The following is a 24785-nucleotide window of genomic DNA, read 5'->3' on the forward strand; positions in this document are numbered from 1 at the left end:
AATGCAACCCTTTTTGGTACAACGTTCCTTTGCTTAATTAATATGCAAAATTTTTAAAATTTCCACTCATAGTGATAGCTGGGCCCGACCCTGATGTTGCGGTGATGGTAAAATTTCCGGAGATTAAACGTCCGTCCTCATTTTCAGGATTTTCTTGATTTTCTAAAATATTGATCTCTCCTTCAGACGCATTATAGGTTACTTGATTGGTTTGATCCCGAATTACAACGCTGGTTACAAAACCATTGGTAGCAACGTCATTAATAATTTTAGTGATTCCGCTTCCAAAGCCTCCAGTATTATTTAAAAAAATACGGATAATATTGGTGTTTTCGTCAGTTACTGCAAGGGTTAATCCATTGTCACTGTAATCGCTTGAGTAAAACCCCAAACGAGATGAATAATTACTGCCAAAGCCTCCACCGTTTATGGTTGCGTTAAATTTCGCTTCTGGAGCACTTCCGCCACCTCCATCATCCTTTTTAGAACAGGAAATAATTACTACTGAGAGTAAAAGAATGCTAAATGTTTTTAGGGTTTTCATGTGTTTCGTTTTCGTTATTGTTAATTATAGAGTTAAATTAACAACACATCGGCCCCATTAAATTATGTCATCAATATGTAAAAAAAACCGCCACTTGGGCGGGTTTTTAATTCTGCTATTCTGATTAAATAAGACTCTAACAATTTAATTGTTCAACATCACCGGCATTACAAGCATGGTAACGGTTTCACCTTCATCCAGACCATCCACTGGCGTTAATATTCCTGCGCGGTTAGGTAGGCTCATTTCCAAAGAAACTTCATCGCTTGTTAGGTTGTTCAACATTTCAGTAAGGAAACGGCTGTTGAAGCCTATTTGCATATCATCCCCTTGGTAATCGCAAGTAAGGCGCTCTTCGGCTTTGTTGCTGTAATCTATGTCTTCAGCTGAAATATTCAGTTCGGCACCTGCAATCTTTAAACGGATTTGGTGGGTAGTTTTGCTGGAAAAGATAGAAACACGTCGAACGGAATTCAAAAATTGATTTCTATCGATAACCAATTTGTTAGGGTTTTCCTTCGGAATAACCGCTTCGTAATTAGGGTATTTTCCATCGATTAAGCGGCAAACCATTTCAGTGTTCTCAAAAATGAATTTGGCGTTGCTGTCGTTATACTCAATGGTAACATCTTCCTCGCTTCCGGCAAGAATACTTTTCAAAAGCGTCAAAGGTTTTTTCGGCATAATAAATTCCGCGGTTTGCGAAGCACTGATGTCGTCACGGGTATATTTAACCAATTTGTGCGCATCGGTTGCTACAAAAACCAAATTATCTGTTGAAAATTGAAAAAACACACCGCTCATCACAGGGCGTAAATCGTCGTTTCCAGACGCAAAAATGGTTTTGCTGATGGCAGTAGCAAGCACATCACCCTGCACCACGGTGGATGACGGATCTTTCAATTCCACGGCATTGGGAAATTCTTCGCCACTGGCATATGCAAGCGCATATTTACCGTGATTACTGCTTATTTCAATAGTATTGTTGTCTTCAACAGTAAACGTTAATGGCTGTTCTGGAAAGGTTTTTAAAGTTTCAAGCAAAAGCCTTGCAGGAATACAGACCATTCCTTTTTCGGTGCTTTCTACTTCCAGCTTGGAAGAAATGGTTGTTTCCAAATCAGAAGCCGAAACAGTAAGGGATTTTCCATCCAAATTAAAAAGAAAATTATCTAAAATAGGAAGCGTATTATTGTTGTTGATAATACCGCCCAAAACTTGCAGTTGTTTTAATAAATACGAACTCGATACGATGAATTTCATTGAATATTTATTTTTTTGATCAGAATAATGATAAATGCCTTGGTTTTAGCATACCTACAAATATATTTCAATTGAAGTGTTTGTTAAAACAAACTTATTAACATTTAGCGGGTGTACCTGCGTTTGCGGTAAAGCACAAAACCGATTCCGAAAAGGGCTAATAAACCCAACGGTAACAGGAGGTTAAGTACTTGCCACTTTGTTCGCTGTTCCACGGTTTTTTGTGGATCGAGAAACGGCACCGCAATTTGCCGCGTGCGAATGTTTATAAGTCCGCTGTCGTCCAGGAGATAATTAACGGTATTCAGCAGAAATTCCTTGTTTCCGTAGAATTGATTGGTCATTTTGTCGAAGCCAAGTTCGAGCGGACGATTGCCCTGCAATTGGTTTTTTATGAGGTCTCCATCGCTAATAACAACCATTTTTGAGGGTTTGCCGTCATCTATATTTTTCACTCCATTTAGGGAGATAGGCTTTACCCGATTTTTATAAACTGAAGTAAATTTACCTTCCAGTAAAACCGCGAGCGGAATTTCACCAGCATTGTATTCATTGGGATTAGGACCTTCATTGACTACCTGTAAATTCTTTGGAATTTCAACATCAAAATCAATAGGGAAGGGCAGTCCCACAATTTTCGATATTGGGGATGTGGAAAGTAAAACCGTTTTTTTAAGTTGGTTCGGAAGTGTATCAATCGCGCTGGCATAATCAAACTTTACAGCTTCAATATTTGAAACGATGGGGTGGTTGTTTGCACTGCTGCTCAACGGACTGAAAAACCAGGGGTAGCGATTGTATTGAGCCTCACGCTCGTCACCACTGGCCAGAACGATAGGGGCGGAGTACACGTCTTTCACCAAATTGGGGTTGACGCGGATGCCATATTTAAAGAAGAAATCATTTAAGTTTAAATCCTTTCCAAAGGCAAACATATTTCCGCTTACGGTGTCCAGCTGCATTTGGGTGGCATCCATCACCCACAGTGATTTACCGCCGTTCATAATATATTGGTCCAATACATATTTTTCGGCATCACTAAAAGCTTCGGTGGGCTGAGCGGCAACTATTAAATCGAAACCCTCCAACGCTTTAAAGGTCATTTCGGGGTTTGACGCAACCGAATCCAACGTAAAGGGTGCAATAAAATAATAGTCGCGAAGCGTTGCAAAAAAGTCGGCAATGTAACGGTCGTCATATTCCCCATTGCCTTTTAAAACGGCTATTTTTTTTGACTTTTCCGTTGCCAATTTCTTAAAACCGTCTGCAAACGCATATTGTAAATTTTGCAGCGAACTGTTTACGCGTTCTTCGGAAGTGGCACCTAGTTGGTTTTTCAGCAACGGAATTTTGACCGATTTGCCATTGTGATGCGCCAATGCCCACGGATAAACAAGTTCGGTGCTCTGCTTACCACTTTCGGTTACGGAAACTTGGGCTGGGGTCAATCCAAATTTTTCAAATTGTGATCGGAATGCTTCGTTGCCTTTTTCCGTGGGGTCTATAAATTCAAATTTTATATTGTCGTTATAGGCCGAAAATTCGTCTAAAAGTTGTTCAGTTTCACTTTGAAGTCTTCGGAATTCCGGCGGAAAATTTCCTTTCAGAAATACATCTACTATCAATGGGGAGTCTACTTGATCAACAATTTGTTTTGCTTCTTCTGAAAGGGTAAAACGGTTATCCTGTGTGAGGTCAAAGCGTTTGTAGAAATAGTTTCCAAGGATATTCAAAAGAATTAATCCTCCCACCAAAACGGCAATTGAAACGATATTTTTTTTAATTGAAGTCTTCATTATTGTTTCTTCAATTTAAAAATGGTCAAAGCGATGAAAAATGCAGTTACACTTAAAAAATAAATCAAATCCCGGGTGTCCAATACCCCACGCGCCACGCTGTCAAAATGCGCCTTCATTCCCAAATTGGAAATATCGAAAGAGGAAGAGGTAAAGCCCTCAAACCCATAATAGAGCGCAAAACAAAGGAAAACGGCAATTATAAAAGCCACGATTTGGTTTTGCGAAAGTGTGGAAGCAAAGATCCCGATGGAAGTATATGCAAACACCAAAAATAGCAGTCCGATGTAGGAACCAAGGGTACTGCCCACATCCCAATTACCGGGCGGATTGCCCAAGGCTGCTATGGTAAAAACGTATAATATGGTTGGGATTAGTGCGATTATAATTAGGATGACTGCTCCGAAATATTTTCCTAAAACTATCTGCTTTAGTGAAATGGGTTTTGTAAGCAGAAGCTCCAAGGTGCCCATTTTCATTTCGTCGCTAAAGGCGCGCATGCAGACGGCGGGAATCAAAAAAAGCAAAACCCACGGCGCGAGTTCAAAATAGGGGGAAAGGTCTGCAAAACCAGAATCGAGAATGTTGAAATTTCCTTTAAAAACCCACAAAAACAACCCATTGATCAATAAAAAAACAGCAATCACCAAATACCCAATGGTACTTGAAAAGAAGGAATTTATTTCGCGTTTAATTATTGTAAACATTCAGTTTTAAATTATTTTAAACTGTGAAGTGTATCAACACTCCAAGCTTCAGCTTTTTCTTTAAACATCGGTTTTGTTACACTCCATACTTCTTTGAAAAGCTCACTATTTCGGTAGTTTTCCAAATCGTTTTCATCATTCCAACGGCTGTAAGTGAAAAAGATTGTTTCGTTATTTTTATCGTTGTAAAGTTCCAAAAATTCGCAACCGGGATAAGCGCGTATTTTTTCTTTCACGGTTTCAAAATTAGCCAGAAAAGCAGGAATGTGTTCTTTTTCAAACTGCATTTTTACAATTCTTGTAAACATTTTTCTTTTAATTTATGAATTAAAGTTAACCGTAATTGTGTCTCTAAACTCCAGTCCAAAAAGGCTTGAGGCGCCGCCCACGGAAGTAGGATTGCTTTTGTATATGGCCAGTTCCAAAAATTGAGATGAATTCCATAGCGCCAACCGCTTTCCGTCCTCCTCGCGTTTTTCGGGAGGTTGCTCAAAGTTGATGGCATCGCTGTAATGGGTGTGTATCCTGCTAAATTTCTCAGAGCGGGCATTGATTATAAATTCCCTTCCTTTTCCGACGGTCTCAAATAACTTTTTTGAAATATTGCTGATTACGTTTCCGTAGTTGTCAATATAAATTACGTTGCCAATTATTTGGCTCTCTTTGTTGTTTACTACGGGACGGATGCCCGTCAATTCCTTGATTTCAGTAATGGTTTTACCAATTACTTCTAGCGTTCCGCCCCGTGCAATGTGGCCGGCCACTTTCACAAATACATCCAAAACGGGAAAATTGCTGATTACCCGATCGTGAATATTAATTTCAACAATTTTCTCAGGGCGAATTTCCGAAGTGAGCATGGAGATAATCCCATTGTCAGCACACACAAAATAATGGCCGTCCATCAATACCGCAATGTGCTTATTTTCAGGATTTAATTCAGAATCGACGCCAATTACGTGTATACTTCCCGGAGGGAAACTTTTATAGGCATTCTGAATAATGTATGCGGCTTCGTGTAGGTGAAATGGTGAAATGGAATGGGAGATATCAACAATTTTAGCGTCTTCCATTTCAGTATAAATAGCTCCCTTTACCGCGCCAACAAAGTGATCTTTCTCTCCAAAGTCAGTAGTAAGTGTGATTATGGCCATAAATGGATTGTTGATATTTTCTTAAAAGAATTACCACAAAAATAGGTTACTTTTGTTAGTAGCAAAACTATTTTTTGCATATTCCAAATAATAAAAAAGCACGCCTTTTGAACGAACTTATCATCGAACTTACAGAGATTAGCCCAAAGGAATTCTTTGGACTTGAAAACGCTAATATTGACCTTCTTAAAAAATATTTTCCAAAACTGAAAATCGTTGCACGCGGCAATAAAATTAAAGCCTATGGTGATGAAGATGTGCTAGAGGAATTTGACCGACGCATTACAATGCTGTTGGAGCAGTACGTAAAATACAATAGAATAGATGAAAACGTGATTGAGCGTGTTTTACTGAGCAGAAATAAAGAAGAATATGAAACACCCGTGGGTAGCGGTGAGGTTATTGTGCATGGGGTGAGCGGCAAACCTGTAAAAGCACAAACTGCCAATCAACGAAAATTGGTAGCACTAATGGCAAAAAATGATATGGTTTTTGCTGTAGGTCCAGCAGGAACAGGAAAGACATATACCGGTGTTGCACTTGCGGTTAAAGCATTGAAAGACAAGGAGGTAAAGCGAATCATCTTAACAAGACCTGCGGTAGAAGCTGGAGAAAATCTAGGTTTTCTTCCGGGAGATTTAAAGGAAAAACTCGATCCATATATGCAGCCGTTGTACGATGCCCTTCGTGATATGATACCTGCGGAAAAGCTTGCATCGCACATTGAAACTGGGGTTATTCAAATTGCCCCTTTGGCCTTTATGCGTGGACGTACCTTGGACAATGCATTTGTAATTTTGGACGAAGCACAAAACACTACGCACGCACAAATGAAAATGTTTTTGACCCGTATGGGAAAAAACGCCAAGTTTATGATAACGGGCGATCCCGGGCAGATTGACCTTCCGCGGCGCGTAATTTCAGGTTTAAAGGAAGCATTATTGGTTTTAAAAGATGTAAAGGGTGTTGGGATGATTTATTTGGATGACAAAGATGTTATCCGTCACCGTTTAGTGAAGGAAGTGATTGCTGCTTATAAGAATATTGAAAACGTAGACTAAAAAATTCCAAAATATTAAATTCCAAATTCCAATTTTTAAATCGAAAATCGTATATCTAAAATCAAAATGAGTAATACTATAATTTCAACCAACTTTAACTTTCCTGGACAAAAAAGTGTGTATCACGGAAAAGTGCGGGAGGTTTATACTTTAACGAACAATATACTTTTAATGGTCGCTACAGATAGGCTGAGCGCTTTTGATGTAGTGATGCCAAAGGGAATCCCATATAAAGGACAAATCCTGAACCAAATTGCGACCAAAATGATGCGCGATACCGAAGATTTGGTTCCAAATTGGCTGATAGCTACACCCGATCCAAACGTTGCCATTGGTGAAGCCTGCGAACCTTTTAAGGTTGAAATGGTTATTCGGGGTTATATGAGCGGCCATGCGGCCCGTGAGTATAAAGCAGGAAAAAGAGTGCTTTGTGGTGTTGCAATGCCCGAAGGAATGAAGGAAAATGACAAATTTCCCGAACCAATAATCACCCCAGCAACAAAGGCTGAAATGGGCGATCACGACGAAGATATTTCTCGGGAAGATATTTTGAAACGTGGCATTGTTTCCGAGGCAGATTACCTTCAGCTGGAAGATTATACTCGAAAACTTTTTCAACGCGGAAGTGATATTGCTGCTAAAAGAGGATTGATTTTGGTGGATACCAAATATGAATTTGGAAAAACTAAGGATGGGAAAATAGTTCTCATTGATGAAATACACACTCCGGATTCTTCACGTTACTTTTATGCAAACGGCTATGAAGAACGTCAGAAAAACAACGAACCCCAAAAACAGCTCTCAAAAGAATTTGTACGCCAATGGTTAATCCAAAATGACTTTCAAGGTTTGGAAGGGCAACAAGTTCCATTTATGAGCGACGAATACATTGAAACTGTTTCGGAAAGATATATTGAATTATATGAAAACATTACCGGCGAAAAATTCATAAAAGCAGATGTTTCCAATATTCACGACCGTATTGAAAAAAATGTATTGGAATATTTAAAATAAATTATACTTCCTAATTATATTTTAAAAACACCTTCAATAGGTGTTTTTTTATTTTCCCAATCTTACAATAAATTCTCTCTTTAACATATAGTATCGGTGTAAAGTATTGTCTTTCAAAAATTTTAACACTCCTTTGGGAAACCGACCCTTTAAATTTTAACGTAAGTATTGGTAATTAACTTAAAAAATCAAGCTTATGAAAATTAGAATTACGCGAAACCTTTTCTTATTGGTTTCAATTTTTATGATAACGGGTATTGCCTTTGGGCAGACCTATAATGTAACTAACGGGGCGAACAATGGCCCAGGATCTCTTCGGGATGCTGTAAATCAAGCAAACGCAGACGCTTTTACACCTTCCTTTATAACATTTGATCCAGCAATAACTGTTCTTATAACTGGAACACAAATGCAGGTTACCGATGAACTTCAAATTACAGGAAATGCAGATGGTTCTACAATAATAGATGGAACAAATGCCAACAATCGCGCTTTTCGATTTGTGAATGTTTCAGGAAGTTTGGATCAATTAACGATTCAAAATTTTACAAGCAATGCAAACGGAGGCAGTGTGGTTGCAATAGCAGCCAATAATTTTGATGTGACCAATTGTGTCTTTATTAATAACGAAGCACAAGGAGCCAATGGTGGTGGCGCCTTGTATTTAAACGATATTGTAAATTCCACTGTAACAGATAGTGAATTTACTTCTAATTCTGCAACGGCAGCAGCGGGAAGTGGTGGAGCGATATTCGTAAAATCCTCTGGGGTTTTGACTGTCTCGAGTACGACCTTTAATGGAAATTTCGCGATACGGGCAGGTGGTGCAATTGAGACTGACTCTCCAGGAACGATTTCATTTACGGATTCTAATTTTATTAATAATGAAGCCATTGGTGTAACAGCTCCCGGAAACGGAGGTGCATTCCATATTACAGGTTCTGGGAACTCTTCTTTTTCAGGAGGATCAGCAACTGGCAATATTGCCATTGAAGGCGGCGCCTTTTGGAATGGAGCAGGAACGATGACAATTGACGGAGTTACGTTTACAAATAATTCGGCTTTAGGCCCAAATACAGGTGGAGGTGCTTTATTCAATAATGGCGGAACTTTATCAGTAAGCGCAAATACCAATCTTTCCCAAAACATCGCGTTGGGAGCAACTCCCGGAGGTCGTGGTGGTGCCATTTTTAATAATACAGGCGGAACGCTTACACTTGCTCCTGGTTTAAATATAAATGGAAACTACGCTAGTCGTGCTGGTGGGGCGATTGAGGATGCCTCTGAAGGCACTCTGGTTTTAACCGGAATTACTTTGGAAGGAAATTCCGCTGGAGCCGATATAGGCTTGGGAACAATGGCAAATCCTGGAAATGGTGGCGCCTTACATTTGTCTGGTTCCACTTCAGCAAACATTACAAATAGTACTATTCAAAATAACCAAGCTGCACAAGAGGGTGGCGGTCTTTGGAATAACACAGGTATAATGATGGTAATGGGTTCAACCGTTTCCGGAAATATTGCCTCAGGTAACGCAGCTGATGATGGCGGTGGTGGAATATTCAATAATGGAGGTTCATTAACAGTTTCTTCCACAACAATTTCTAATAATATTGCCGATGGAACATCGGGTTCTGGTGGGGGAATTTTCAATCTTACTCCAGGAACACTGAGTGTTGACGGAATTACAATTTCAGGAAATACAGCCAATAGAGCTGGTGGGGGAATAGAAATTAGTTCAGCTACCGGAGAAACATATTCTTTTAACAATGTTACTTTTAGTGGAAATAACATTGCTACCGCCAACCCTGGAAATGGTGGTGCATTTCATATAAGTGGTCCCGGAAATTCAACTTTTACAGATTGTACGGTAGCAAATAATACCGCAGCAGAAGGCGGTGGTCTTTGGAATGGATCGGGTACTATGACAGTTTCTGGCGGAACTTACAATAATAATGAAGCCACAGGAAATGATCCGGATCAAGGTGGTGGTGCTCTTTTTAATAATGGCGGAACCATGATCGTAAATAATTTTGCTGATATATACAGCAATATAGCCACCGGTACATCTGGTTCTGGAGGCGCAATTTTAAGCACAGGAGGAACCTTAAATACAGATACTATATTTCTTTCTTCCAATGGTGCCAATAGAGCAGGTGGAGGTATTGAGATTATTGATGGCACTGCGAACCTTTTGGATATATCACTAATCTCAAACGATGTAAATGGAATTGCTACGGGCGGAACTCCAAATCCAGGTAACGGAGGAGGACTTCATATAACAGGAAATGCAACTAATGTTACATTGAGTGGAATCGTATTTTTAAACGAAGCTGCCTCCGAAGGTGGTGGCCTTTGGAACAATGGCGGAAGTATGAATATTCAGGGAGGTATATTTTATACCGATACTTTTATTGATTTCAATAAAGCTGAAGGCGATGCCGCCGATAATGGCGGTGGAGGTATTTTCAACAATGGCGGAACTTTAACCGTTGCACCAAATACACAAATAGTTAGAAATATTGCAAGTGGTACTGCTGGCTCTGGTGGAGGTATATTTAACCTTACGCCAGGAACTCTTATTGTTGATGGCGTTACCTTTGAAAATAACACTGCAAATAGAGCCGGTGGTGGAATTGAATTGAATTCTGCAATGGGCGAGACTTTTACTTTTAATAATGTTGTCCTAAATCAAAATACGGTGAATGCGCCTGCTCCAGGTAATGGTGGAGGATTTCATATTACTGGTCCCGGAAATGTAAATTTCAATAATGGAATTGTAACAAATAACACTGCTTTTGAAGGTGGTGGTCTTTGGAACGGTACAGGAACTATGACCGTAACTGCAACTACAATAACCGGAAACACGGCAAATGGCGATGCTACCGGAGGCGGTGGGATTTTCAATAATGGTGGAATTTTGAACGTAGATGCAGCAACAGACCTAACTTCGAATGTGGCAATGGGAGCTACTCCTGGTGGCCGCGGTGGTGCATTGTTCAATAATACTGGTGGAACTTTAAATATTGCGACCGGAAGTACAATCTCCGGAAATTATGCAAGCCGTGCCGGTGGCGCTATTGAAGATGCTTCGGGAAATACTTTGGTATTGGACGCAATTACTTTAGAAAATAATTCCGCGGGAGTTGATATTGGTCTTGGCACAATGGCTAATCCTGGTAACGGTGGCGCTGTCCATCTGTCAGGGATGACGAATGCAACAATTTCAAATAGTACTATTCAGAATAATAAAGCTGCACAAGAAGGCGGTGGATTGTGGAATAACTTAGGAATAATGACTGTAGAAGATACACTTCTTACAGAAAATACCGCAAGCGGAATATTGGCCGATGATGGTGGAGGAGCATTGTTTAATAATGGCGGAACAATGAATGTTTTGGCTGGAACAGAAATCACCAATAATACTGCCGATGGAACTGCAGGTTCCGGCGGAGGTATACACAGTACAGATGGGGATGTAACCGTAACTGATGCAATAATTACAAATAACATTGCTAACCGTGCGGGTGGCGGAATTGAAATTGCAGCGGGAACATTGACCATGTCCGGAACTACATTAAATACAAATAATGCTGGAGTTGCTCCCGCTGTAGCTTCCCCTGGGAGCGGTGGTGGTCTTCACGTAGGTGGAACTGGAAACGCTACTATTTCAGGAGGAACGGTTGATGCAAACATAGCTGCTTCTGAAGGTGGTGGTTTATGGAACGGCGCAGGAACAATGACAGTTGATGGAGTGCCTGTAACAAATAATATTGCAAGTGGAGCCGATGCGGATAATGGGGGTGGAGGAATTTTCAACAATGGAGGTACTCTCGATATTCTTGCAGGAACTACTATAAATAATAATATTGCCGATGGAGCATCTGGCTCGGGAGGAGGAATTTTCTCAACAGCTGGAGCCGTTACTATTGCAAATATTCAAATAACACAAAACTTTGCCAATAGAGCTGGTGGTGGTATAGAAGTAATTGCCGGAACACTTGATTTGAACGGAACCCTCATAGCATTAAATGATGTAAATGGAACCGCTGGAACACCAAATCCAGGAAACGGTGGTGGAGTCCATATTTCTGGTGTTACAAATACAACTATTAATGACGCTTCAATTTCTGCGAATATTGCTTTTAATCAAGGCGGTGGTCTTTGGAACCAAGCAGGTAGCACTATGAATGTTATAAACACGATGGTTGATTTGAATAAGGCAGTAAGTGGCTCTGGCGGTGGTGGTATTTATAACAATGGTGGTGATTTAAATCTAACAGACGGTACAATTCAGAGCAATCTTGCAACCGGAGTTTCAGGTTCTGGCGGTGGAATTTTGACAACCGATGGTGGTGTAGTTATCACTGGCGGAATGATTGATGCCAATGCCGCAAACCGCGCCGGTGGAGGTATTGAGATTGTTGCTGGAACACTGGATATGACAAACACTTCCTTAATAGGAAATAAAGTTGATATCGCAGCAGGAACACCAAACCCCGGAAATGGTGGAGGAATGCACGTAACAGGAATTGCAACCGTAAATATTTCAGCAAGCACAATAACAAATAATGATGCCGCAAGCGAAGGTGGCGGTTTATGGAACCAAGCCGGAAGTACAATGACTGTAGATGGTTCATTGTTGGATAGCAACACTGCCCGTGGAAATGATGCCACAAATGGTGGTGGAGGTATTTTTAATAATGGCGGTATTTTAATGGTCCAAAATTCTTCAACCATTACAAACAATACTGCAACTGGAACTGCTGGTTCTGGGGGTGGAATTCAAAATGTGGATGGCGGTTCAGTAACCGTAAATAATTCTGTAATTGCAAATAATTCTGCAAATAGAGCGGGTGGCGGTATTGAGGATAACTCTTCAGTTACACCAGGAATTATTACACTTTTGGATACAAATCTTGATAACAATAATGTCGGAAATTCCCCAGGAAACGGAGGTGGTCTTCACATAACTGGTCCAGGAACGGCAAGTTTGACTAATGGTACCGTGAATGGAAACACCGCAACTGCCGAAGGTGGTGGATTGTGGAACGGTAGCGGTACAATGACTGTAGATAATGTTGCCATAGATGGAAACACAGCAAGTGGAAATGATCCAGACCAAGGTGGTGGAGGTATTTTCAATGAAGGCGGTATTTTGATAGTCCAAAACGGAACAACTATCAGTAATAATATTGCTAATGGAACTTCTGGTTCTGGTGGGGGTATTTTGAATAATTTGGGTGCTTTATCTATTTCAGACTCTGAATTAACTGGAAATTTATCAATGCGTGCCGGTGGTGCAATTGAGGAAAATTCATCTTCAAGTAGTTTATTGATAATAACAAATTCAGATTTAATGAATAATAGTACTGCTTCTGCCCCAGGAAACGGTGGTGGATTGCACATTACTGGTGCTGGAGATTCAAATATTACTGGTGGAAATGTAAGCGGAAATACTGCTTCACAAGAAGGTGGTGGTTTATGGAATGGTGCAGGTACTATGACTGTGGACGGCACTATAATAGATGCAAATATTGCCAGTGGTCCCGCAGCAGATGATGGGGGTGCCGGAATTTTCAACAATGGTGGTACACTTAATGTGCTGAATGCAACACTTTCAAATAATGTAGCTGATGGTGCTGCAGGTTCCGGAGGTGGAATTTTTAACAATGAAGGAACGCTTACTGTTTCAGATTCTGAATTTTCTGGTAACGCTTCAATGCGTGCCGGTGGTGCAATAGAAGATAAATCCTTGGCTGGAAATTTATTGACTCTGACAAATGTAAATTTGATGAACAATAGTACGGCTTCCGCTCCCGGAAATGGCGGTGGATTGCATATAACTGGCCCCAGTGATTCAAACATCACTGGCGGAATGGCCTCAGGAAATACAGCTTCCGCAGAAGGTGGTGCTTACTGGAATGGTGGTGGCACAATGACCATAGACGGAACAACCATTGATGGAAATACTGCAAGTGGAGCTGATGCCGATCAAGGTGGTGGAGGTATTTTTAACGAAATGGGAACATTGGTTGTTATGAATACTACTATTTTAAATAACATTGCTGATGGAGCCGCAGGGTCTGGTGGTGGTATTTTGAACAATCTTGGTACTTTGACCGTTTCTGATTCTGAATTCACAGCAAATACTTCTATGAGAGCTGGTGGTGCAATTGAGGAAAACTCAGTTGCTGGAAGTGAATTAAATCTTACGAATGTGATATTCACTTCAAATACAACAGCTGCTTCCCCAGGAAATGGAGGAGGACTTCACATTACTGGTGCGGGCGACTCAAATATTTCTGGAGGCTCTGCTACTGGAAATATTGCTGCCTCTGAAGGTGGTGCTCTTTGGAATGGCACTGGATTAATGACCATCGACGGAATGACAATCGACGCCAACATAGCTGAAGGAGCCGATGCTGATAACGGTGGTGGAGGTGTTTTCAATAACGGAGGTACATTAAATATTATCAATGGAACTTTAATTACAAACAACCTTGCTACCGGAGCAGCTGGTTCGGGTGGTGGATTGTTGAGTACTGCTGGTGATGTTACAATTTCTGATTCATCATTGTCTGGAAATGCCGCAAATAGAGCAGGTGGCGCTATTGAATTGATTGATGGCACGCTCACGTTTACAAATTCTGATATGACCACAAATGATGTTAACGGAACTGCTGGAACTGCAGCCCCAGGGAATGGTGGTGGACTTCATGTAACAGGAAACAGTGGTTTAATTACAATTTCGGGAAGTATAATTTCAGGAAACGAAGCTGCCCGTGAAGGTGGCGGACTTTGGAATCAAAGCGGTACTTTAATGGCTGTTGAAACTTCAACCATTGATGGCAACAGTTCTTTTGGAACTGCTGCAGATGACGGTGGCGCTGGAATCTTCAACAATGGAGGAATGTTGGAAATATCTACTTCAACAATTTCAAATAATTCAGCGAGTGGAGCAACAAGTGGTGGAGGTGGTATTCACAATGCTTCCGGTGGAGATGTAACTGTAATGAGAAGTACAATTTCGACAAACACAGCAAACGGTGCTGGGGCCGGAATTTACAATAACGGCGCAAGTTTCGATTTGAATGCGGTAACAGTTGCATTAAACAATGCACTGTCTGACGGAGGTGGAATTCAAAGTGACACCAATACTTCATTGAAAAATACATTAGTCGCGCTGAATACTGCAACTTCTGGAACAGATGTTAATGGAAGCTTTGTTTCCAACGATTACAATTTGATCGGAACTGATGATGCTAACGCTTTCCCTGAACAACCGAATGACATTGAAGAAACTGACCCAATGGTTGGCCCACTTCAAAACAATGGCGGATTGACTGAAACGCACGAATTGCTGGAAGGCTCGTTGGCGTATAATGCCGGTGATCCTGCAGATTTATTCAATGATCAAATTGAGCAAGCTGTATTTGGAGGAATCCGTGATATTGGAGCCTTTGAAGCCCAAACGATTTTACTTTCTGTGGATGATATTACCGAAGGAGGAAGTGGAATTGTAATCTATCCAAACCCATCCAGAGGTTTTGCAACAGCTAAAATTCCAGCAACGTTTGGAAACAATTTACAAATTGTAATTATGGAATTAGGTTCTGGAAAAATAGTTCGTGAACTCAGAGGTACTGTCGGTGAAACCGATTTAGATTTCAGTAGTTATGCGAATGGAGTTTATATAATAAAAGTTATTTCTGAGACTTCAACTTCTACCCATAGGTTGATTTTATCAAAATAATTGTTTGTTTGAATTTAATTATTTTGAAAAGCCCTTTCCTTAACAGGAAAGGGTTTTTTAATTTCGCTCCCGATGGTTGAAGCTATACACATAACCAAAGCTGAGCTCTGTAAAGTCTGCTTGTCCCAAATTGGCATTCAGGTGCGCACCCAAATAAAAATTATTTTTCGGGGCCTTTTCCATTCCTATTAAATAATATTTAAGCCCCAAACGGGAAGATATACGATGTTTTCTTTTATAGCTGCCGTCCAGCTCGCCCAAAACCCAAGTTTGTGAAATTTCCCTTGGCGTATTATCCCAGCCTTCGTTTATACGCCATTCCAGTTTATAGGCAGGTTTATGTAGATTGTAACCCAGTTGTAGGTCAATACCCACGTGGTTTAGGAATATTTCACCGTGGAGGCTAATCCCTAAATTTGTAGCGTAGTACCACGGATCACTTCTAAAATAATCAAACTCTCTACCTGCCTGCACCAAGGATTCATTTCCATTTATATAATCGTAATAATGCTGGTAAAAGCGATAATAAAAGCCAAGGCCTATTTTAAATGTATTATTATATACGCGACCATATTCACCAGCAATTGTATATACATTTCTTTTATCGTTAAAAGCCAAAGCAAAAACGTTTTGACCTAATCCCCCACGCACTGCTACATAATTATAAACAGTATTTTTATACACTGGAAGATTTCCTTCAGAAACAATTTCAGGGTGTTTTAAAGGGTTCTTTATAGCTGCCGAAAGACTCACCAAAAATGAATTATATCCTTGGTTTAGCAAACGCGTATGTCCGTTTGAATGGTGTGAATACCCCAGCCCCAATCGCCAATCCAAATTTTTGTTTGAAAGAAATTGATAATAAAGATACATTCGGAATGCCCAGGTAATGTCTGTAGTCACCGCTTGGTTTTGAGGGTTTGTTGCGGCGTCAAATTTTTTCGTGAAATAAGATGCGCCCATTCCTGTCAATACGCTCCATTTTTCACTTTTAAAGGCTTTAAATTCTATAAAAGGCATAGCAGTTAATGCAAACCCCAAACTGTCCAGATTTCCAAAATCCGTTATTCCAATAGAAATACCCGTTTTAGGATTTTTCAAGCGTTGTGCCCATTGTTGCGGATTGTTTATATGATGGCGTCCAAAATTGAAAATTAATTGTTTTTGTAATTCAGTATCGGGAAAGCCATCATTAGCTTCCATCGTAAGGCCCAAAAGAATTTCAGGAGTAAAAGTAAATGCACTTTTTTTCCAATTGCTATCGGTTTGAGCAAAGGAGAAAAAGGTTATGCCAAGAAGCAATAGGGTTAGTTGTTGTTTCATTTGGTGCTGCAAGTAACAATTTCCTACTTAATTTTAAAAATTTAAAACTTACATTCGTTGTAAATCTTCATAATCTCAATGGAAAAAATAGATAATTTTATTAGTGAACTGGCTTCTTTTGCTTGGGGTTTGCCGCTATTAGTAATTTTGATTGGCGGCGGGTTGTATCTTTTAATCAGGATTAAATTTTTACCATTTCGGTATTTGGGTCATGCTTTCGCAGTACTTCGCGGAAAATATGACAATGAAAATGATGCTGGTGAAATTACTCATTTTCAGGCCTTGACCACTGCACTTTCGGCCACCGTGGGAATGGGCAATATTGCGGGAGTCGCTGTGGCCATTGCTATTGGAGGGCCCGGAGCCGTATTTTGGATGTGGGTAAGTGCTATAATTGGGATGTCAACTAAATTTTTTACTGCCACGCTAGCCATTCTTTATAGGGGAAAAGATAGTGACGGAAAAATACAAGGAGGCCCTATGTATTTTATTACTGAAGGATTGGGGAAAAAGTGGATGCCCTTGGCAATTCTTTTCAGTGTGGCAGGACTGGTGGGTGCTTTGCCTGTATTTAATGTAAACCAACTTACGCAGGCAATTAACGATATTCTTTTAAAACCCGCCGGACTTTACCATGGTTTTAAAACAGATTTAATTGTAGGCCTTGTATTGGCCACTCTAACGGCAATTGTAATTTTAGGCGGGTTGTCACGAATTAGCAAAACTGCTTCCAAAATGGTACCTGCAATGGTTGTGCTCTATTTTGCTTTGGTATTGATTATTCTCATCGTTCATATAGAAGTTGTACCATCCTATTTGGGACTGATTTTTACCGATGCATTTTCCGCAAGTTTTTATAAAGGAGATGCTTTTTTGGGTGGAGTTATTGGCGGAATTATTCTTTTGGGAATCCGTCGTGGTGCTTTCTCAAATGAAGCGGGGATAGGAACCGCGCCAATGGCGCACGGTGCGGCAAAAACCAATGAACCCATTCGGGAAGGTTTGGTGGCCATGCTGGGCCCAGCAATTGATACCCTAATAATTTGTACGCTTACTGCCCTGGCGATTTTGGTTACAGGCGTATGGCAAAGCAGTAATGCCAATGGGGTGAGCTTAACATCTTCAGCTTTTGAGGAAAGTATTCCTGTTTTTGGAAAATACGGTTTGTTGGCCTGTATTGCTATTTTCAGCATCTCATCACTTTTTTCCTATTCCTATTACGGCAGCAAGTGTATGTCTTTTTTATTTGGCGCCAAAAATAAGGGGATATATAACTATTTCTACATTTTGAGTATCCTGGTGGGGGCAACAACTTCGCTTAACATGATGATTAATTTGATTGATACTTTCTTTGCCTTAATGGCAATTCCCACGATGACAGCGACAATTATTCTAGCGCCAAAAGTTATAAATGAAGCGAAAATTTATTTTAAAAAATTGAAAGAGTATTAATGCAAACTATCCAATTTTCGGTTCACCAAGGCTGTGAACTTCTTCGCGCCATCAGGATTTAAATGGTTTTCGTTTAAAAAATCTCTTACACTAAATTGGACCGTATCGGTTTCCTTGTCCAAAAGTACTACGTTGTTGTATTTTTTTACAATTACTGAAAGAATGCTATCACGGCGGTGCACAATTTGTGGGTTTCTTTTTTTTAGATAAGTTTTATATAGGGGTATTGTAGAAATTATAACTTTCAAGTCCTTCGCTTTCATATAATCTAACATTTGGAATAGAAAAGTAGTGTTCGTTTTAAAAATATCTAGATTTTCGTGAGTATAAATTTTGAAATATTTATTATTTATTTCAGAAGTGTCATATTTTAATTTATGAAATGAACCATAATAATTATTGATGTTGAAACCAAATTCGTTTAACTGTTCTTGGTTCTCGCTCCCTTTATAAAAATAGTAGTCTTTTAATTTAGAGGAAAAATATCGAGGGTTGGAAAGATAGATGAGTTTATCATTAAAATATGTTTGTCTCTCAAAAGTATTGATTCCATAATAATTCAAGTAAATATTATTTTTCCAATAATTCTGTGAGTGATATGGTAACTCCAAGTGCATATATGAAACCTCGAATAATACATATTTTAGTTTTGGAAGCCTATCAATAACACCTTGTAGAATTAAAAAATCTTCTTTGTGATGCTGTGAGGCTGATGCAAGAGTAATAGCCCGCAACTGTAATAAAGAAGGATTGATACCACCCTTAACTTGGGAGGAACCCAGTGCAATAAATTCTATTTTAGAGGAATTTGATTCTAAATATTCACTCACTATCTTGTACGTTACTGGCAGTTGAAGGGCTAAAATTTCCAGAATACAATACATCACAATAACAGGAGTGAAAAAAAACATACAGTATTTTAAAAACTGCTGCAGTGATTTATTAAAATTGGAAATAGATAAAATCTTCTTTAAATCCGGCATATTGAAAAATTATAAAAATAAATATATAATATATAATCCATCGAAGAGGGCGTTTTATATTTTTATCCAGTTGACTGAATGGAAAATCCTTATTGCGAGTAAATATTTCCAGCGTAAGCATTAAAATTGTAAATGTTAAAAAAGAGCTGTTTACGATTAGACCAATTTCTCCACTTGGAATGAAACTAAAAATTCTATGAAGTATGATCCAAGCCTCGTTTATATTTAGACTTCTAAATAGCACAGCTGAAAAGATAAGTACGAGAATAAAAAATAGAGGTAATAGATAATTGCTTCTCTCTGAATTATGAAAAAGACTCGATTTCCTCTTCTTCGTTAAAGGAGTTCTTTCCAGAACAATCAAAAAGCCTTGAAAAGCCCCAAAAATCACAAAAGTCCAATCCGCCCCATGCCATAAACCGATTAAGCCCATAGTTAAAAAGATAGCGATATTACGGCGGCGGCTGCTACGCAGGTTTTTCTGAATAATAGGGAAGTACACATAATCCGTAAACCACCGTGTGAGCGTGATGTGCCAGCGTTGCCAAAACTCCGTCATGCTTTTTGCCAAATACGGAATGTTGAAATTTTTACTCAAGTTGAAGCCAAAAAGTTTTGCGGTACCTATGGCAATATCTGAATAACCCGAAAAATCGCCATAAATCTGAAAAAAGAAAAGTACTGAAGCATACAGCAATGATAAACTACCGTAGTCTTCCGGACTTGCATACACCATATTTACAACATAGGCGGCATTATCAGCAATTACCATTTTCTTAAAAAGCCCCCAAAGTATTTGGCGCAGGCCTTCTTTAACTTGAACGGTATCAAACGATCTTTTTTTGCTGAACTGCGGCAACAAATCTGAGGCTTTTTCAATGGGGCCTGCTACCAACTGCGGAAAGAAACTGACAAAGCACAAAAAATTTAGTAGATTTTTGGTGGGAGCAATTCTGTTTTTATAAACATCAATCGTATAGCTCATCGTTTGAAAAGTATAAAAACTGAGGCCCACGGGAAGAATCAGATTCAGCGTACTAAAGGCATATTCGCCCTGTTGCATATTAAAGAGAAGCGAAAATTCATCTATAAAAAAATTGTAGTACTTAAATAGAAAAAGAACTCCTAAATTCCAAGCAATACTGCTATAAAGAAAAAGCTTTTGTTTATTATTATTTTCAGTTCCCTTAATGGCCAGGGCTGCAAAATAATCTACTAAAGAGCTCGCAACTATCAAAAAAAGAAACCGCCAATCCCACAGCCCATAAAAAAAATAGCTGGCAGCCAGCAGAATCAAGTTTTGCCCTTTTATTCTTTTAAAGCCAACTGCCCAATAAAGCAAGAGGGTAAAAGGCAGAAACAATCCAAATGAAAAGGAGCTGAATAACAAAGTTTGCTGGATTTTGGGGTAAATATAACAAAAAAGAGACCGCTACAAATTTTAGATTCTAGCGGCCTTTCTTTTGATTCAGGAAAGGGATTAACCTACTGAATTTTCATTTTAATTATTCAAAATAACTAAATGTATCACCATCTTTAATATTCAATAAAGTTTCATAGATAAGTTTTATTACATTTTCCACATCATTCCTGTGGACCATTTCCACAGTGGTGTGCATATATCGAAGCGGTAATGAAATCAAGGCACTTGCCACCCCGCCATTGCTATACGCAAAAGCATCTGTATCTGTGCCAGTGGCTCGGGAAAGGGCTGCACGTTGAAAGGGAATCATTTTCTTTTCGGCGGTTTCTACAATTAAATCGCGAAGTTTTTGTTGTACGGCTGGAGCATAGGCAATAACTGGGCCGCAACCAATTTCGGCCAGCCCCTGTTTCTTTTTGTCAATCATGGGTGTGGTAGTGTCGTGTGTAACATCTGTCACTATTGCAATATTTGGTTTTATGCGTTCGGCAATCATTTCAGCACCGCGAAGCCCAATTTCTTCCTGTACAGAATTCGTTATATAAAGACCAAAAGGAAGTTTCACTTTATTTTTGTGAAGAAGCTTTGCAACCTCGGCAATCATAAAACCACCCATGCGGTTGTCCAAAGCGCGGCATACAAATTTATCTTCATTCAAAATATGAAACTGGTCGGGGTAAGTAATAACACAGCCCACATGGATTCCCATTTTTTCCACTTCATCTTTATCCTTCGCGCCCACGTCTATAAAAATATTTTCAGGTTTGGGAGTTTCCTCTTTAGCTTTATCACGGGTATGGATTGCTGGCCAGCCAAAAACCCCTTTTCTTATACCGTTTTTGGTGTGGATATTCACAATTTTTGAAGGTGCGATTTGGTGGTCACTTCCACCATTTCTAATTACATACAGAAGTCCATTGTCACATATATAGTTAACGTACCACGAAATTTCATCCGCGTGGCCTTCAATAACTACTTTAAATTTAGCCTTGGGGTTTATAACTCCCACGGCCGTTCCATACGTATCCGTAAAAAATTCATCAACGTAGGGTTTCAGATAGTTCATCCATATTTTTTGTCCTTCCCATTCATACCCAGTAGGGGCTGCATTGTTTAAATATTTCTCTAAAAATTCAAGCGATTTGTCATTTAATATTGAAGTAGTCATAAATTGGTTTTTCTGAAAAAATGTGAGTTGGGTAAAATTAGTAAATTCTAATTAAAGGGAACAATGCAATTTGCTTATTTTTGGAACGTTTTTAGATAACACCTAGTTTTTTATAAAACCAAGTTTAATGAAGATTTGCACACCTATATATATACCTTTTTTACTACTCGGTCTAAATGCCGTCAATGGGCAGACCGATAGTGAATTCTTGAAAAAACAGGAAGATTCTACGGAAATCATGTATTATATAATTGAAGGAGACACTATAGCCCGCGAAATAATAGATCTTGACGAAGTGATTCTGCTGGATAAGCTGAAATTTAAATCTGAACAAGACAGGAGACGCTATCTTATACTGCGCAGAAAAACACGTAAAGTCTATCCCTACGCAAAATTAGCCTCTGAGCGGCTGACAACAATGACCGAAAGACTCAAAACCATAGAAAAGAGCAGGGACAAAAAACGATATACCAAGCGTATCCAAAAATATGTAGAGGGTGAATTTTCTGAAAAACTAAAGAAATTGACCCATACCGAAGGGCAAATTTTAGTAAAGTTAATTCACAGACAGACCGGCCGTACCGCTTTTGAACTTGTAAAAGAGCTTCGCACTGGCTGGCGCGCCTTTTGGTATAATACAACAGCCAACCTTTTTGAAATCTCACTTAAGGAAGAGTACAGACCTTTTGAAGTAAAGGAAGATTATTTAATTGAAGATATTTTAGAAAGATCCTTTCAAGAAAACAACCTTGAACGCCAAGAGCCCGCTTTCCCAATCGACTATTTAGACCTCAAGGCTCATTGGAACAAAAAAACTGTTAATAACTAAGATACTCAGATAGTTGTGTAGAACTTTAAAACATGTTATGTTTGTAGTTCGCTCTTTTGTTTTTTGACAACGACCATTATATCAACTACTTGGCTTAATTTTTTTTTTTTGGGCCTTAGTTCAAGAGATGTTTTTTCTAGAAGATTTTTTTTTTGAATACTAAAAAGTTAGTTTTCAAAACGTTATTATTTGTTATTAAAAATTTACTCAAAAAACCTTTCAAATAAGTTTGCGGGAATGCAAAAGGGTTCTATATTTGCACCCGCTTAGCAGGACAGATAGAGGGTTCGGCAGGGCAAAAAAAGCTCTTTAAATTTTTTTTGAAATATTTTTTAAAAAGGTATTGCGGGATTAAAAAAGAGTTGTACATTTGCACCCGCTTAGACAGTGAGTGACTACAGACCACGATCTGTCGGCGAGCGAGAAAGAGACAAAAGTTCATTGAGATATTGAAATTGACAGCGTAGGCCACCGCCCGAAGGGGTGGGTGGTCGACAAAGAAAACTAAACTAAGTGAGAATCCCGAGAATTTTTTTGAGAGTCGGGCTCTTTTGGTGTATGGTCGCAATATTATTGAAGATTATACGATGAAGAGTTTGATCCTGGCTCAGGATGAACGCTAGCGGCAGGCCTAACACATGCAAGTCGAGGGGTAGAGGGTGCTTGCACCCTTGAGACCGGCGCACGGGTGCGTAACGCGTATGCAACCTACCTTCTACAGGGGAATAGCCCAGGGAAACTTGGATTAATGCCCCATGGCCCATACAGATAGCATTTGAAGTATGGTAAAGATTTATCGGTAGAAGATGGGCATGCGTCCCATTAGCTTGTTGGTAAGGTAACGGCTTACCAAGGCTACGATGGGTAGGGGCCCTGAGAGGGGGATCCCCCACACTGGTACTGAGACACGGACCAGACTCCTACGGGAGGCAGCAGTGAGGAATATTGGACAATGGGCGGGAGCCTGATCCAGCCATGCCGCGTGCAGGAAGACTGCCCTATGGGTTGTAAACTGCTTTTTTACGGGAAGAAACACCCCCACGTGTGGGGGCTTGACGGTACCGTACGAATAAGGATCGGCTAACTCCGTGCCAGCAGCCGCGGTAATACGGAGGATCCGAGCGTTATCCGGAATCATTGGGTTTAAAGGGTCCGTAGGCGGGCGTCTAAGTCAGTGGTGAAATCCCGCAGCTCAACTGTGGAATTGCCATTGATACTGGTCGCCTTGAATCAATGTGAAGTGGCTAGAATATGTAGTGTAGCGGTGAAATGCTTAGATATTACATAGAATACCGATTGCGAAGGCAGGTCACTAACATTGCATTGACGCTGATGGACGAAAGCGTGGGGAGCGAACAGGATTAGATACCCTGGTAGTCCACGCCGTAAACGATGGATACTAGCTGTCCGGCCTGCATTGGTAGGCTGGGTGGCCAAGCGAAAGTGATAAGTATCCCACCTGGGGAGTACGTTCGCAAGAATGAAACTCAAAGGAATTGACGGGGGCCCGCACAAGCGGTGGAGCATGTGGTTTAATTCGATGATACGCGAGGAACCTTACCAGGGCTTAAATGTAGTCTGACAGGGGTGGAAACACCCCCTTCTTCGGACAGACTGCAAGGTGCTGCATGGTTGTCGTCAGCTCGTGCCGTGAGGTGTCAGGTTAAGTCCTATAACGAGCGCAACCCCTGTCGTTAGTTGCCAGCATGTAAAGATGGGAACTCTAACGAGACTGCCGGTGCAAACCGTGAGGAAGGTGGGGATGACGTCAAATCATCACGGCCCTTACGTCCTGGGCCACACACGTGCTACAATGGCAGGTACAATGGGCAGCCACGCCGCAAGGCGGAGCGAATCCACAAAACCTGTCTCAGTTCGGATCGGGGTCTGCAACTCGACCCCGTGAAGCTGGAATCGCTAGTAATCGGATATCAGCCATGATCCGGTGAATACGTTCCCGGGCCTTGTACACACCGCCCGTCAAGCCATGGAAGCTGGAAGCACCTGAAGTCCGTCACCGCGAGGAGCGGCCTAGGGTGAAGCTGGTAACTGGGGCTAAGTCGTAACAAGGTAGCCGTACCGGAAGGTGCGGCTGGAACACCTCCTTTCTAGAGAAAGACGACCGAAATTCAACAAGAGAAGGCTCTTATATTGAAAAACGAGGGGTCTTGCTTGGTTTAGCTGTCAATTTTAAAATATTATGGTCAACAGGTTAAGTCTCAGTACATCAAAACTGAATGCTGAACACTGAACATTGGGGCCAATTACAGAGTCCCATAGCTCAGCTGGTTAGAGCGCTACACTGATAATGT

At 40.2% G+C, this 24785-nt stretch carries 15 protein-coding genes, 1 tRNA gene and 1 rRNA gene (1 of these 17 cut by a window edge); 7 read left to right on the plus strand and 10 right to left on the minus strand.

The window, feature by feature from the left end:
• Window positions 1-37 precede the first annotated feature (37 nt).
• The 6 genes from JK629_RS11975 to JK629_RS12000 form a co-directional block, all read right to left on the minus strand.
• Window positions 38-544, minus strand: coding sequence for a hypothetical protein (locus JK629_RS11975; RefSeq protein ID WP_202335859.1), 507 nt, complete (start codon window positions 542-544; stop codon window positions 38-40).
• Window positions 545-688: 144 nt separating this feature from the next.
• Entirely contained in the window at window positions 689-1807 is a 1119-nt protein-coding gene (dnaN, locus tag JK629_RS11980; protein WP_202335860.1) for a DNA polymerase III subunit beta, read from the minus strand.
• A gap of 104 nt (window positions 1808-1911) precedes the next feature.
• Entirely contained in the window at window positions 1912-3603 is a 1692-nt protein-coding gene (gene gldG / locus JK629_RS11985; protein WP_202335861.1) for a gliding motility-associated ABC transporter substrate-binding protein GldG, read from the minus strand.
• A complete protein-coding gene (gldF, locus tag JK629_RS11990; protein WP_202335862.1) occupies window positions 3603-4310 on the minus strand; it encodes a gliding motility-associated ABC transporter permease subunit GldF in 708 nt (235 codons plus the stop codon). Before gldF ends, gldG begins: the two co-directional genes overlap by 1 nt.
• Window positions 4311-4321: 11 nt before the next feature.
• Entirely contained in the window at window positions 4322-4618 is a 297-nt protein-coding gene (locus JK629_RS11995; protein WP_202335863.1) for a putative quinol monooxygenase, read from the minus strand.
• A gap of 12 nt (window positions 4619-4630) precedes the next feature.
• Window positions 4631-5464, minus strand: coding sequence for an SAM hydrolase/SAM-dependent halogenase family protein (locus tag JK629_RS12000; protein WP_202335864.1), 834 nt, complete (start codon window positions 5462-5464; stop codon window positions 4631-4633).
• Window positions 5465-5571: 107 nt separating this feature from the next.
• Here JK629_RS12000 and JK629_RS12005 point away from each other — a divergent pair, with 107 nt between their 5' ends.
• From JK629_RS12005 to JK629_RS12015, 3 genes are all read left to right on the plus strand, one after another.
• Window positions 5572-6525, plus strand: coding sequence for a PhoH family protein (locus JK629_RS12005; protein ID WP_202335865.1), 954 nt, complete (start codon window positions 5572-5574; stop codon window positions 6523-6525).
• Between the two features lie 66 nt (window positions 6526-6591).
• Window positions 6592-7539 (plus strand): phosphoribosylaminoimidazolesuccinocarboxamide synthase, encoded by a 948-nt coding sequence (locus JK629_RS12010; RefSeq protein WP_202335866.1) that lies wholly within the window; start codon window positions 6592-6594, stop codon window positions 7537-7539.
• Window positions 7540-7735: 196 nt separating this feature from the next.
• A complete protein-coding gene (locus tag JK629_RS12015) occupies window positions 7736-15295 on the plus strand; it encodes a choice-of-anchor Q domain-containing protein (protein WP_202335867.1) in 7560 nt (2519 codons plus the stop codon).
• A gap of 57 nt (window positions 15296-15352) precedes the next feature.
• On the opposite strand, the gene JK629_RS12020 is transcribed toward JK629_RS12015, so the two are convergent.
• On the minus strand, window positions 15353-16618 hold the full coding sequence (locus JK629_RS12020) for an acyloxyacyl hydrolase (RefSeq protein ID WP_202335868.1): 1266 nt from the start codon (window positions 16616-16618) through the stop codon (window positions 15353-15355).
• A 78-nt stretch (window positions 16619-16696) separates the two neighbouring features.
• Between JK629_RS12020 and JK629_RS12025 the strand changes: the two genes are divergently transcribed.
• Window positions 16697-18070 (plus strand): alanine/glycine:cation symporter family protein, encoded by a 1374-nt coding sequence (locus tag JK629_RS12025; RefSeq protein WP_202335869.1) that lies wholly within the window; start codon window positions 16697-16699, stop codon window positions 18068-18070.
• Here JK629_RS12025 and JK629_RS12030 read toward each other — a convergent pair.
• The 3 genes from JK629_RS12030 to JK629_RS12040 form a co-directional block, all read right to left on the minus strand.
• Window positions 18067-18981, minus strand: coding sequence for a hypothetical protein (locus JK629_RS12030; protein ID WP_202335870.1), 915 nt, complete (start codon window positions 18979-18981; stop codon window positions 18067-18069). The two genes, JK629_RS12025 and JK629_RS12030, sit on opposite strands and share 4 nt — an antisense overlap.
• Window positions 18982-19012: 31 nt before the next feature.
• Window positions 19013-20350, minus strand: coding sequence for an MBOAT family O-acyltransferase (locus JK629_RS12035; RefSeq protein WP_202335871.1), 1338 nt, complete (start codon window positions 20348-20350; stop codon window positions 19013-19015).
• A gap of 208 nt (window positions 20351-20558) precedes the next feature.
• Window positions 20559-21644 (minus strand): M42 family metallopeptidase, encoded by a 1086-nt coding sequence (locus tag JK629_RS12040; protein WP_202335872.1) that lies wholly within the window; start codon window positions 21642-21644, stop codon window positions 20559-20561.
• A gap of 127 nt (window positions 21645-21771) precedes the next feature.
• On the opposite strand from JK629_RS12040, the gene JK629_RS12045 reads away from it, so the two are divergent.
• The 3 genes from JK629_RS12045 to JK629_RS12055 form a co-directional block, all read left to right on the plus strand.
• Complete coding sequence (locus JK629_RS12045) at window positions 21772-22473, plus strand: DUF4294 domain-containing protein (RefSeq protein ID WP_202335873.1); 702 nt, start codon at window positions 21772-21774, stop codon at window positions 22471-22473.
• Between the two features lie 584 nt (window positions 22474-23057).
• Window positions 23058-24581, plus strand: a 16S ribosomal RNA gene (locus tag JK629_RS12050).
• A 162-nt stretch (window positions 24582-24743) separates the two neighbouring features.
• Window positions 24744-24785 (plus strand) — tRNA-Ile (locus JK629_RS12055) (it continues 32 nt past the right edge of the window).

This window comes from Aequorivita iocasae (assembly GCF_016757735.1).
GTDB classification, from domain to species: domain Bacteria; phylum Bacteroidota; class Bacteroidia; order Flavobacteriales; family Flavobacteriaceae; genus Aequorivita; species Aequorivita iocasae.

Excerpts from the sequence above, each read along its gene's own strand:
- JK629_RS11975 (WP_202335859.1), bottom strand. The coding sequence starts at position 544 with ATGAAAACCCTAAAAACATTTAGCATTCTTTTACTCTCAGTAGTAATT.
- dnaN (WP_202335860.1), bottom strand. The coding sequence starts at position 1,807 with ATGAAATTCATCGTATCGAGTTCGTATTTATTAAAACAACTGCAAGTT.
- gldG (WP_202335861.1), bottom strand. The coding sequence starts at position 3,603 with ATGAAGACTTCAATTAAAAAAAATATCGTTTCAATTGCCGTTTTGGTG.
- gldF (WP_202335862.1), bottom strand. The coding sequence starts at position 4,310 with ATGTTTACAATAATTAAACGCGAAATAAATTCCTTCTTTTCAAGTACC.
- JK629_RS11995 (WP_202335863.1), bottom strand. The coding sequence starts at position 4,618 with ATGTTTACAAGAATTGTAAAAATGCAGTTTGAAAAAGAACACATTCCT.
- JK629_RS12000 (WP_202335864.1), bottom strand. The coding sequence starts at position 5,464 with ATGGCCATAATCACACTTACTACTGACTTTGGAGAGAAAGATCACTTT.
- JK629_RS12010 (WP_202335866.1), top strand. The coding sequence starts at position 6,592 with ATGAGTAATACTATAATTTCAACCAACTTTAACTTTCCTGGACAAAAA.
- JK629_RS12015 (WP_202335867.1), top strand. The coding sequence starts at position 7,736 with ATGAAAATTAGAATTACGCGAAACCTTTTCTTATTGGTTTCAATTTTT.
- JK629_RS12020 (WP_202335868.1), bottom strand. The coding sequence starts at position 16,618 with ATGAAACAACAACTAACCCTATTGCTTCTTGGCATAACCTTTTTCTCC.
- JK629_RS12025 (WP_202335869.1), top strand. The coding sequence starts at position 16,697 with ATGGAAAAAATAGATAATTTTATTAGTGAACTGGCTTCTTTTGCTTGG.
- JK629_RS12030 (WP_202335870.1), bottom strand. The coding sequence starts at position 18,981 with ATGTTTTTTTTCACTCCTGTTATTGTGATGTATTGTATTCTGGAAATT.
- JK629_RS12040 (WP_202335872.1), bottom strand. The coding sequence starts at position 21,644 with ATGACTACTTCAATATTAAATGACAAATCGCTTGAATTTTTAGAGAAA.
- JK629_RS12045 (WP_202335873.1), top strand. The coding sequence starts at position 21,772 with ATGAAGATTTGCACACCTATATATATACCTTTTTTACTACTCGGTCTA.